Annotated in this window: 4 protein-coding genes and 6 pseudogenes; 5 read left to right on the top strand and 5 right to left on the bottom strand. The window is 69.3% G+C overall.

Annotated features, from left to right (window positions below):
• Positions 1-211, bottom strand: a pseudogene (locus IE271_RS39030) (FAD-dependent monooxygenase); the annotation flags it as partial.
• 466 nt (positions 212-677) lie between these two features.
• On the opposite strand from IE271_RS39030, the pseudogene IE271_RS44215 reads away from it, so the two are divergent.
• Positions 678-938, top strand: a pseudogene (locus IE271_RS44215) (transposase); the annotation flags it as partial.
• On the opposite strand, the pseudogene IE271_RS39020 reads toward IE271_RS44215, so the two are convergent.
• A pseudogene (locus IE271_RS39020) lies at positions 928-2,099 on the bottom strand (IS110 family RNA-guided transposase); the annotation flags it as partial. The pseudogenes IE271_RS44215 and IE271_RS39020 overlap by 11 nt on opposite strands.
• A gap of 278 nt (positions 2,100-2,377) precedes the next feature.
• Between IE271_RS39020 and IE271_RS39015 the strand changes: the two are divergent.
• The 3 genes and pseudogenes from IE271_RS39015 to IE271_RS39005 all read left to right on the top strand — a co-directional run.
• Positions 2,378-2,602 (top strand): annotated as a pseudogene (locus tag IE271_RS39015) (IS256 family transposase); the annotation flags it as partial.
• 5 nt (positions 2,603-2,607) lie between these two features.
• Positions 2,608-2,820, top strand: a pseudogene (locus tag IE271_RS39010) (GNAT family N-acetyltransferase); the annotation flags it as partial.
• A gap of 880 nt (positions 2,821-3,700) precedes the next feature.
• Positions 3,701-6,394, top strand: coding sequence for a helix-turn-helix transcriptional regulator (locus IE271_RS39005; RefSeq protein ID WP_190195193.1), 2,694 nt, complete (start codon positions 3,701-3,703; stop codon positions 6,392-6,394).
• A 576-nt stretch (positions 6,395-6,970) separates the two neighbouring features.
• On the opposite strand, the pseudogene IE271_RS43000 reads toward IE271_RS39005, so the two are convergent.
• Positions 6,971-7,420: pseudogene (locus IE271_RS43000) on the bottom strand (IS5 family transposase); the annotation flags it as partial.
• 26 nt (positions 7,421-7,446) lie between these two features.
• Between IE271_RS43000 and IE271_RS38995 the strand changes: the two are divergent.
• Positions 7,447-7,932 carry a hypothetical protein gene (locus tag IE271_RS38995; RefSeq protein WP_190195194.1) on the top strand — a complete coding sequence of 162 codons (486 nt, stop codon included), beginning with the start codon at positions 7,447-7,449 and terminating at the stop codon, positions 7,930-7,932.
• A 106-nt stretch (positions 7,933-8,038) separates the two neighbouring features.
• Here the strand turns inward: IE271_RS38995 and IE271_RS38990 are convergent, their stop codons facing one another.
• Both IE271_RS38990 and IE271_RS38985 read right to left on the bottom strand, forming a co-directional pair.
• Positions 8,039-8,308 (bottom strand): acyl carrier protein, encoded by a 270-nt coding sequence (locus tag IE271_RS38990; protein ID WP_190195191.1) that lies wholly within the window; start codon positions 8,306-8,308, stop codon positions 8,039-8,041.
• 38 nt (positions 8,309-8,346) lie between these two features.
• A complete protein-coding gene (locus tag IE271_RS38985) occupies positions 8,347-11,772 on the bottom strand; it encodes an SDR family NAD(P)-dependent oxidoreductase (protein ID WP_268256277.1) in 3,426 nt (1,141 codons plus the stop codon).
• Positions 11,773-11,777 lie beyond the last annotated feature (5 nt).

The following is an 11,777-nucleotide window of genomic DNA, read 5'->3' as shown; positions in this document are numbered from 1 at the left end:
TGTCGAAATCGGTGAACCAGTTCTGGGGCTTCTTCAGTTGCGCGTAGGTGTGCAGGGTTCCGCCGCCTTCACGGTGGGCCAGCAGTCCCCGGCCCGGTGCGAGCGCGAACAGCGCGCCGGCTCCGACCGCCTTCGCGGAGGCGGGGTGGATGGTTTCCGCATCGAAGAGGAACGTCTCCACGCTGCAGATGCCGAAGTACTCCGGAGTAGACCCACGTTTTCGTCCCACGCTGTGGCCGGGGACTCCGGTACCGGTACCGGAGCTGACGCCTCTCGCCGGGGCGCAGGCCGACGGAGAGTGGATCGTCCGGGGCCCGCAGACTCCTTCCTGCGCGCGCACCGTTTCCGTGCCCGAGGACTTCTACCTGCGGGAATTCATGGAGCTCGACCCGAGGGATCTCGACGCTGTAGCGGCCATGATGCGCACCTACGGATACCTCGGTGGCAGCATCACCACCGGCAGCTGGGACAACGACGTGTACGAGCACCTCGAGGAACTCACCGAGCGAGAGCATCCCCGCTACGGACCGTTTGCCCTGCACGGTGAACTGGCCACGTTCTTCATCACCGAGGCACAGACGGCCATCAACACCTGGCTGGCCCTGCGGCGCGAGGGCGGACTCGACGCGCTCATCGAACCCGAGGTGTCGCAGGAGCGCCTGGCGCAGGTGCGGGCCGACGGCGTGCGCCCCAAGGTCCGCCTCGGTCAGGCCCGCTCCTGCGTGCTGGTCCTGATAGGCGTGCGGGTGGACGGCGCCAAGGAGCTGATCGCGCTCGCGGAGGGGCTGCGGGAGTCCACCGAGTCCTGGGCCGACCTGTTGCGCGACTGCCTCCGTCGCGGCATGCGCGATCCCGAACTGGTCGTCGGGGACGGCGCGATGGGCCTGTGGAGGGCTCTCGCGGAGGCGGTAGACGAGGTGCGCCGGCTGGGTGCTTGGTCTGCCACTGGGCGGCCAGCACCGCGTAGGCGCGCTCGGCCTGTTCGGCGATCTCACGTTCCTGCCGGCGTAGCTCTTTGTCGTTGTATTCGTAGCCCGGACCGCGCCGGGCGATGCGGCGTTCGGCGCCGGCGGTCGGTTCGAGCTTGCGCCGCTTGAAGGCGACCAGGCTCGGGCGGGCGAAGGCGTAGTCCTGTTCCTTGACGACCAGGTGCCAGGAGATGACGGCGATCTTCCAGGCGACTGCGACGACGGCTGTCTGCGTTCCGCGCCTGGCCTTAATCCTTTGATGCAGGGCTCGCAGGGGCCCCGGAGAGCGCAGTGCGGCAAATGCGGCCTGCACCAGCATCCCGCGTGCCTTGCCGCAACCGGCCTTGGTGATCCTCCCATGATGGGCGGCCGTCCGCCGGACTGGCGCACTGTTGGGTTGAGGCCCAGGTAGGAGAGGAGTTTGTCCGCGCTGGAGAAACGGTGGAAGTCGCCGACCGCGACCACCACGGTGATCGCGGTCATCGCGTCCACGCCCGGAATGGTCATCAATCGCCTCACTACCGGATCGTCGAGCGCCTCGGTGGCCAAGCGCCGTTCCACCGAGGCAAGTTCCGCACCGTAGAAGTCGAGCTGGCGCAGCAGCGCCGTGACCGTCTCCCGTTCGTCGGCCGGCAGCGCCTGGTGGTGGAGCCAGTCCCGCCCGCGGATGCCGAACAGATCGTTGACCGGCGGACGTGGCAGCATATTGCGATGCAGCACCGCCTGGACCTGATTCTTGATCCGAATGCGGCCGCGCACCAGCTGCGCCCGGTGCGCCGACAGGCGCCGCAGCATCCTGGTGCGCTCGTCCGGCAGCCACGTGCCCGGCAGGAAGTCGGCGGCCAGCAGTTGCGCGAGAATGCGCGCGTCGACCCGGTCGGTCTTCACTTTCGCCTCGGCGATCGCCCGGGTCTTGACCGGGTTGGAGATCACCACCCTCGCGACATGCGGCTCGAGGAGCACGGCCACTGCGCTCGCGTTTCCGGTTGCCTCCAGCGCCACGTGGTCGTCCGGGCGCAGCTGTGCAGCGAACTCTCGCAGTGCTTCTGGCCGGCACCCCACCCGGCCCCCATCTGTGACGCATCCGTCCTCGACCACCGCGACTTGCGCGAAATCGCGGTGAATGTCCAATCCGATGAACCGCCCCATCACCCATCTCCTGTGCGGACACGAACCTGGTACGGGGATCAGCTGGGCGAAACGACACCTACGGAATCGCGCTCACGACGCAGCCAGGCAAGTCGCGGGGGTGGCCGTCTACAAAGGCGGGCTCGCAGCCCATCGTTCAAGATCGACCTGCCCATGCCGATTCCCCGGGCACCCCTTGTCCTGACGGTCGCACCGTACAACCAGACCGAAGCCCGGTAACCAGGACGCAGACAGCGGCACCCACAGATTTCGTACCTGGTACGAATCCGATCGAGTCCACGTTCGCCACGTTCCGGTTGCGGACCAAGGTCACCCGCGGCGCCGACTCCCGCACCGCCGCCCTGGCGATGGTCTTCAAGCTCGTCGAGTCCGCCCAGCAGCGGTGGCGGGCGGTGAACGCGCCCCACCTCGTCGCCCTCGTCCGCGCCGGCGCAGTGTTCAAGAACGGCGAGCCCGTCGAGCGCCCCGAGGCGGTCGCGGCGTGAGCATCATGACGGCCCGGACCATCGGCACCCCTCGGTTGGACCTGCTGCCGCTGCACGTCGGGCACGCCGAGGAGATGGCCGCGGTGCTGTCCGATCCCGCCCTGCACACCTTCATCGGCGGCACCCCGGACACTGCCCAGGTCCTGCGGTCGCGCTACCAGCGCATGACCGCAGGATCCCCCGACCCGGCCGTGGCCTGGCTGAACTGGGTGATCCGGGGTGATCCGGCCACTTTCCGACGCCAAGCCGTCCATGCATCAGAAGGCCAGCAGCGGAACAGAGCACGAGAACCACCTGGTGTTTCTGCGGCATGTACATCCGCGAAGCCTCGAAAGGCGATGTGCAATTACTTGATTGAATATCAAAGCGCATGCCGGACCTGAAATCGACCGGATAGAACGTAAATCACGACCCCATGCAGCGACCTCTGTCATGCGGCTGGAGATCGAGCGAATATGCATCGCTTTTCGAGTGCCATCATTACGGTTGCCCGATGACGACTAACGGGCACACAGGAGCTGCCAGACAAAATTCCTGAAAATTACCCAAGGAGCGGCATCGGCGGTCACCGCAAGATTTCACTGCCGCGGTACGCCCGGCGCACCGGCCCCCCACCACTCGGTTTCCTGCACCTCCACGGTCCGGCTTCCGGCGACGGGCGAAGCGCGGCGCCGGACTGGACTCCCGACACCGTCGATGCCGGCCGGCGCCACACGCACACCGACCAGCCTTGCATGCCTGCCGCGCCAAGCAGGTAAAAAACCTGTTCCATACGGGTAAAAGGGAAACGGTCGCCTCTCCCGAGCGATCATCGACGACACACCCCGCATCGTCGGAGCAATGTAAGATCAAGCCATTTTCGGCGGGTGGCGACGCAATTGACGCACTACACGACCCGCGATACCGACAGGATGCCCGAGTATGTAGAAATTACCATAACTTTACAGTTGCACCCAGTGCCTCCACAGCCGGTACCATAAAATCGGAACGATTGGATCGCGGCAGCCAGCGAAGTACTGCACACGAGACGGGGGCCCGCTGTCCTGCCTACCAGCGTACGACAGGCAGAACGCCGCAAAAAAGGAACAGGAGACCCTGTTGCATTTAGTCGAACGTGGCGCGCAGTTGGCCGAACTCTCCGCCCGGCTCAACACCGGATCGGCGAACAGTGGCGATTTCATCGTCATCAGCGGCCCGACCGGATGTGGCAAATCCGCACTGCTGACCGCATCGGCGGAACTCCTCCGGGGGCGGAACATCCGCATCCTGTCCGTGGGCAGGGCTACGGAGACCGGCTCCCCCTCGGTCGACGTAGTGAGCGCGGTGCGGGAACTGTTGACAGCCCTCACCAGTGACACCCAGAGGGGAGATGTCGCCGCTCTTGCCCGCCGGCTGGCGGACCTCGCGCGTCCAGAAGAGCCGATTCTCCTTATGGTGGACGACGCCCATCTGATCGACTCGGACTCGAACAAGCTGCTCCGAGAGCTGGCTCTCTTGATAGAGACAGCCCCGATCAACATAGTCTTGTCCGGCTCCAGACGCATAACCTCTCACCAGGATTCTTGGGTCCCCAGCTCCCTCCTCCGTCTGCGGAAGCGGAAACGGAAAGTCGTCGTAGAGCCATTGACCCGGGCAGGAGTGACCGACCTGGTACAGCGTCGACTGGGCGTCCGGTCGGCCGTGCCGTCCCTGATCGACGAGCTGGTTGCCGTGACAGGCGGGAACCCCGCTCTCGCACATGCCGTCCTCGATGACGTGGTGGGTGCAGGCGCCAGCGGGGGACCGATGTTCGGTTCGGCGTTCACCCAAGCCGTGCTCTCGTGGCTGCACGCCCCGGCCTGCACCCAGCTGGTCGAAGCCGCACAGGCGATCTCTGTGCTCGGTACCTCGTGCAACTGGGAACGGCTGGACCGCATGGTCGGCACGGAGCCACAGCGGTTGCGTCACATAGTCGACGGGCTGAAGGCGAGCGGTGTACTGTCCAGCGAGCTGACGCTGCACCAGCACATCCGCGATGTCCTGCTCAAGTCCATGGACAGCGCAAGTCTGTCCCGTCTGCAGTCGCGTGCGGCCGAAGTGCTCTACGACGACGGCGCGCCCGCCGAGGAAGTCGCCCGGCAGCTTCTCGCGAACGGATCTGCCCCGCAACCCTGGGCAGTGGCCGTTCTTCGTGAAGCCGCCGATCAAGCCATCCAGTCCGACCGGTACCAGGACGCCGTTTCGTTCCTGCAGCGCGCCTCGCGCTGGTGCGCCGACGACATGACACGACTGGAGGTCAACGCCGGGCTCACGGAGGTCGGTTGGTGGTCGACACCGGCCATGGACTCGCGTCAGCTCAGGTCCCTGCTGGACAGCGCGCGCAAAGGCTGCCTGCCCGACCGGTGGACGGCACGCCTGGCACGACGACTCGCCTGGATGGGAAGGGTTGACGACGCCGACGAGATACTCCATCTGTCCCTCGGCGCCCCGCACAAGGAACTCGACGCCCGGATCGAAATTGCCATCAGCGATGCGTGGCTCGCTCATCTCTTCCCCGGGACGACACGTGCCCTTCCCCGCACCGACCATGAGCTGCCCCCCGAGATGTTCGCGGGTCAGTACCCCTGGCTGAGCAGTGCCCAGGAGCTGCCCAGGCTTCTCACGGCCGAACGGCGAGAAGCCCTGCAGTTGCGAGCGGAGGAGATACTGCAGCAGTGCCGGCCCAGCCGCTCGAACCTGGAAGCGGTGCAAGTGGCGCTCTTCTCCCTGCTGGCGGCCGAACTCCAGGGTTCTGCCAAGCTCTGGCTCACGAAGCTCACCGTGGAGTCCGAGGGCGAGAACATCCCGCCGCAGTGGCGGTCGACGCTGCATGCCGCACAAGCAGTCGTCTCCTGGTGGCAGGGCGATCTCACCGAGGCGGTGGATTCCGCGGAGCGGGCACTCGAACTGCTCGGCGCACAGCAATCAGAAGCACTGACAGGGCTGCCCCGGGGCGTACTGCTGATGGCGATGACCGAGCAGGGCCGGCACGAGGAAGTGTCCGACGAGTTGCTGCAGCCGATGCCGTTCCCCTTCACGCGCAGCCCCTACGGACTCGTCTATCTACGAGCGCGCGGGCGGCATCATCTGGCGACCGGCAGTCTGCAGGCCGCGCTCGCCGACTTCCGCAGCTGCCGGGACATCCTCGGATCATGGGACATGGAACTGCCCGGCCTGATCCCGTGGCGTCTGGACATGTCCCAGACCCTGCTGTCGATCGGGGAGCACAAGGAGGCACGCCGTCTGGCGGAACAGCATCTCTCGCTGTACCCGGACGCGTCGTCACGCTCCCGCGGTACGGCGCTGCGCCTGCTGGCCATGGCCTCCTCCCCGTCGCGCAGAGCGGCCGCTCTGCGCGAAGCGGTCACGGTGCTGGATCGAAGCGGTGACTCCCTTGAACTGGTCCGCGCTCTCGGCGCCCTGTCACACACGTACCAACAGACCGGACAGCTGGCCTACGGCCGCAGAACATGGGGCCGGGCAGAGAAGATCGCCCAACGCCGTGGTGCCCTCTGGGCACTGACGGACATCACCACGGCCGTACCGCCGAACAGGGTCTCACCGGAGCCCCTTCTGCAACACGCCGAATGCCCAGACCTCTCCACGGCCGAGAGGAAGGTCGCCGAACTGGCAGTACAGGGCTACACCAACAGGGAGATCGCGGAAGCTCTCTACATAACGATCAGCACCGTGGAGCAACACCTCACACACATCTACCGAAAACTCGGCATACGCGGTCGTTCCGAATTGGGAAACCTATCTGTCGCCTCATGACCCCGCCAATCGCGATCCGGACGGTCTGACGGCCGACCACGGCGTCAGAAGCGTCCGCCCGCCGACGTGGCCGAGCCGTTCCCGCAGCAGTCCGGCAGGCCGGCCACCACGCTGTGAAGCCAACCTGCGGATCCGGTGCATACGGCATCCTGCCGTGCGGTCCGCCGCTGCGGGATCACCTGCCGCGTGTGTCCGAGTGCCGGGCACGGCAACCTGACACCGCCCCGGTCCGCTCTGCTCCTCGGTCCGTCCGGGGCGGCGGACGAACAGGCTGCCGGCTGCCCGAGCCCGTCACCTGCGTGCGGCCACACGACAGAGCCGTGCCCGAGGACGACACCCTCCCGGAGCGGGGACGACATCACCATGCCCCGGTCCGGCCGGGGCCCGGGCCGCCTTCGCGCCCCGGGCCCTGACGGGCTGTGCTTCGTGCGGGTCGGCAGAGCCGGTCGTTCCTGAAAGGTGTCCCTCCACGGCCGAGGTCCGCCGCACCCCATGACCTCGCCCCATGCTTACGGCGGTCCTGCCGGCGCGCGCCGCACGACCACGGTGGGGTGTTTCACAACTCCAAAGTACGAGGTTCCTCAGTCGTCGCCGGCAGATGATGCCGCAGGCCAGGCTGAGGAACGCCTCGTGGATGTCGTCGCGGATCTCCCAACGGATGCGGAGCCGGCGGAACCGGTGCAGCAGTGTGCAACTTTGCTCGACGACCCACCGGTGAGCTCCCAGCCCGGAGCCGTGCCCGGAGCCGCGGTGGGCGATGACCGGAGTGACCCCGAGGGCCCGGGCCTGCTTGCGGTACTTGTCGTGGTCGTAGCCCCGGTCGGCATGGAGCTTCTCCGGCCGCCGACGGGGCCGACCGCGCCGGCCCCGCACCGAGGGAACGGCCTGCAGCAGGGGCATGAGGTGGGTGACGTCGTTACGGTTGCCGCCGGTCAGGGACACGGCCGGCGGGATGCCGTGCGCTTCGGTGTTCACATGGTGCTTGGAGCCCGGTCGGGCACGGTCGACCGGGCCCGGTCCGGTTCTGGGTCGGTCTGCGGCTCGGTCACGCGGTGGAGCTGCTGCTCGTGGGAGCGCTCGCCTTCGTGCTGCCGGGTCTGTTCGCCCGGGGCCCACCGCTGATCGTTCCGACGGCGCTGGTGATCGCCACCGCCGCGGCGAACGGGGCAACGGGCGGCAAGGGCCGGTTCTCGGTGCTGCGTTCGCGGCTGTTCCTCCGGACGGGCCGGATCCCGTACTGCCGTTACCTGACGCACCACCCGCTGATCGAGGTGGCCTCCTTTCTGCTGGACGGCCGGAAGTTCGTCCCGGCCGCGCGCCTGGAGTCCGTCGTGGCGCCGTTCGCCCTCACCGAACTGACGTCGTGGCTGCTGCGCACTGCGGTGATCAACTTGGTGAGCGGAAGGTGGATGCGCCCGAGGGCCGCCACGACGGTCCCCGAGCCGTCCGCGGCGACTCCCGTGGGCACATCGGAGGCCGCCAGTGCCCCGGCTGCCGCGGAGGCCGTTGCCCCGAAGCAGCAGGAGCCGACCTCGTAGGACCACAGCGGTAGTCCGGACGGGTGGAGGGACAGCCGTCGCGACGAACGGTGCGGCCGGAACCCCGGAAGGGTTCCGGCCGCACCGTTCGTCGCGCTGTCCGGGGTCAGACGGACTGCGTCTCGCCCAGCTTGTCCGCGACGAAGTCGGTGATCTTCGCGACGGTGACGAAGCTGGCCAGGTTCAGCTCGTCCACGTCGACCTCGAAGCCGAAGGTGCTCTCGGTCCAGGTCACCAGATGCAGCGCGACCAGCGAGTCCATGCGACCGGACTGGAAGAGGTCCTCGTCGCGCTCCGGCTCGGATTCACCGTCGGCCTCGGCGGCCAGGAACGCGCGGACGAGCCGCTCGATCTCATCGGGGGTGTGTGCGGTCATGGTCGTTCTCCTGGGTTCTCTCGGGCGTCGATCGCGGGTCAGCGCTGTGCGAGCCAGTTGTGCACCTCGGTGGCGACGGACTCGGCGTACTCGGCGACGATGCTGCAGTGGTCGCCCGGCACGGTCACGTCATCGTGCGGGAGCGGCCAGCGCGCCGGCCAGTCGTCCCCGACCGGCGGGGCCGAGGGGTCTCCCGGGATGCACTCCTCGGGGCGGACGAACAGGGTCGGTACGTCCAGCGGTTCCGGCTCCCAGCCGCGGAACATCTTGCGGTACGCGCCGAGGGCGGTCAGCGTGGTGAAGTTCATCGTCGTGAACCTGAACCGCCGCTCGTTGACCTCGTACGTCATCGCCTGCCGCAGCCCCACCGACATGCCGTCGGGCAGATAGGTGTCGAGCAGGACGACGCCGCCCGCCGGGGTTCCGTCCTGCTGGAGCCGGGTCGCGACCGAGTGGGCGAGCCAGCCGCTGGAGGAGTAGCCGAGCAGCACGAACGATTTGCCGTCGGCGCAGCGCAGCGTCGCCCGCACCAGCGCGTCGACCAGTACCTCACGGCTCTCGGCGATCGGCTCGTCGGGCAGGAAGCCCGGCACAGTGATCATCGACAGGTCGCGCCGGTCACGGAAGTACGTGGCCAGCCGGGCGAACTGCAGCGACTGCTCCACGGGAGCGAACGGAGGGAAGCAGATGATCGCCGGTCCCTGGTCACCGGTGGCCAGCCGGACGAAGCCGGGCCCGCCGATGACCTCGCCGGCGTCGGTGAAGCGGGTGCGCAACGCCGCCGCACCGCCCAGCAGCGACTCGACCTCCGCGGTCCTACCGCGCAGCGCGATCCGACGGTAGATCGCCGCGAACGACTCCGCCGGCTCCACAGGTGCCCCGTCCTGTGCCGGACCGGCCGTACGGGTGCCCTCGGCGAGCGCGTTGCGCAGGAACTCGCAGACCGCGTCCACCGTCGGGTGATCGAACACCAGCATCGTCGGCAGGGCCAGACCCGTGGCGACGTTGAGCTTGTTGCGCACCTCCACGGCCGACAGCGAGTCGAAGCCCAGCTCCACGAAGGGCCGCTCGACGTCGATGGACGAGGCGTCGGCGTGACCGAGGACCTCGGCGACCGTGGCACGGACCAAGTCGGTCAGCGCGGCCCGCCGGCCGTCCGCGGACATCCCCGCCAGCCGGCGGCGGATGTCGCCCCGGGCGGGGGCCGACGTGGCGGTCCGCTCGGTCCGCAGCGCGCGGGCCGCCGGCAGGTCCTCGATCAGGGGACGCGGGCGCGCGGCGGTGTACCCGGTCAGGAAAGGCTCCCAGTCGACGTCGGCCACCGTGACCCGGGTCTCGTCCCGGTCCAGGATCTGGGCGAGGGCGGCGACGCAGTCCGCGGGCGCCATCGGCACCAGGCCGCGGCGGCGCAGCTGCTCCTCGCCCTGCGGGCCGAGGATGCCGGACTGCGCCCACACGCCCCACGCCACCGAGGTAGCGGCAAGTCCGCGGGCCCGTCGGCGTTCGGCCAGAGCGTCCAGGTAGGAGTTGCCCGCCGCGTAGGAAGCGTAGTGGCCACTGCCCCAGATCGCGGAGGCCGACGAGAACAGAACGAACGCGCCGAGATCGCCGACGCCGTCGAACAGCTCGTCCAGGACCTGGGCGCCGCTCGTCTTGGCGGCGCACACCGCGCGGAACTCCTCCAGGGTCATCGCGTCGATCGGGGTGCTCTGGCCGAGGCCCGCCGCATGGAACACGGCGCGCACCGGCCCCTCCTCGGCGGCGATCCTGGCCGTCAGCTCCGCCATCCCTGCGCGGTCGGTGACGTCGGCGGCCTCGATCCGCACCCGCGCGCCCCGTTCCCGCAGTTCCTCCCGCAGCCGCTCGGCACCGGGCGCCTCGATGCCGCGCCGCGAGACCAGCACCAGGGAACAGGGGCCCAGGGAGGTCAGCCAGCGGGCGACGTGGGCACCGATCGCCCCGGTCCCACCGGTGATCAGGACGGGGCCGTCGGGCCGCCAGGACCGGCCGGGCTCCGCTGCGGCGGGGGCGGGCACGAGGCGCCGGCTCAGTACGCCGGCCGCACGGACCGCGAGCTGGTCCTCGTCGTCGTCGGCCGCCAGGACACCGCCGAGCCGGCCGACCGCCCGCTCGTCGAGGGTCTCGGGCAGGTCGATCAGACCGCCCCAGCGCTCGGGGTGTTCGAGGCCGGCGACGAGACCGACGCCCCACAGCGCGGCGCCTGCCGGGTCCGGCTCCTCGCCGTCCACGGTGGCCACCGCCCGGCGGGTCAGGCACCACAACCGCGCTCCCACCTCGGCGTCGCCGAGCGCCTGGACCAGCACCAGCAGCTCCTCGGGGGTCTGGACGAGGCTGAGGACGCCGGACAGGAGCGGGGTGGTCTCGGCCGCCTCGGCCAGCAGTCCGGCCGTGGCCCGCCGGTCGTTTCCCGCGCCCAGTTCGACGGTGACCGCGTCGGCGGGCAGGCGGGTCACCGCCCGTGCGACGGCCGGGTCGCCGCCGCCGGGCGGGAGCACCACCAGCCAGGAGCCCGGCACCTGTGCCACCGGGGCGCGGTCGGCGGGCTTGAAGACCACCCGGTAGCGCCAGGAGTCCATCCGCTGCCGGTGTCTGCGGTCCCGGTGCCAGCGCGCCAGGGCCGGCAGCGCCGGTTCCAGCTCGGCGGGCGCGCCCAGCGTTCCGGCCAGGCCGCCCATGTCCTCCTTCTCCACCGCGTCCCAGAACGCCTGGTCCACGGCGGAGCCCTGGACCTGCTCCGGCGCCGCCTGCGAAGCCAGCCAGTAGTGCTCGTGCCGGAAGGCGTAGGTGGGCAGCGGCACGGGCCGGCCGTCGCCGAGGACACCGGCCCAGTCGGGGGTGACACCGCGGGCGTGGACGTGTCCGAGCGCTTCGAGGACGGTCCGCGTCTCGGGGCGGGTGCGATGGCAGCTGGCCGTGACGTCGCGGCGCTGTGCGAGGAGCGGGGTGAGGACCGCGCCGGGCCCGATCTCGATCACGACGTCCCCGGCGGGGAGGCGGGTCACCGCGTCGTGGAAGCGCACGGCATACCTGGCGTGGTCCGCCCAGTACTCCGGGGTGTGGACGGGGTGGACGGAGTCGCCCGTGGGCACGATCGCCGAGGTCGCCTCGTGGAAGTCGAGTTCCTCCAGCAGCGCGCCGAACTCCTTGAGCATCGGCTCCATCAACGGGGAGTGGAAGGCATGGCTGACCTGCAGTCGGGAGGTCCGTACGCCGCGCTCGCCCCACTGCCGCGCCTGCCGGTCGATCTCCGTACCGTCGCCCGACAGCACCAGGGAGTCGGGGCCGTTGACGGCGGCGACCACGACGCCGGTGACACCGTCGAGGGCGGCGGCGGCCTCCGCCTCGGTGATGTTGACCGCGAGCATCCCGCCCCCCTCGGGAAGGCCCTGCATCAACCGCCCCCGCACCACCGCCAGACGCGCCGCATCAGCGGGCGACAACACCCCCG

This window comes from Streptomyces minutiscleroticus (genome assembly GCF_014650875.1).
Classification (GTDB): domain Bacteria; phylum Actinomycetota; class Actinomycetes; order Streptomycetales; family Streptomycetaceae; genus Streptomyces; species Streptomyces minutiscleroticus.
This window is presented reverse-complemented; position numbering and strand designations above follow the sequence as displayed.

Excerpts from the sequence above, each read along its gene's own strand:
- IE271_RS38990 (WP_190195191.1), bottom strand. The coding sequence starts at position 8,308 with ATGACCGCACACACCCCCGATGAGATCGAGCGGCTCGTCCGCGCGTTC.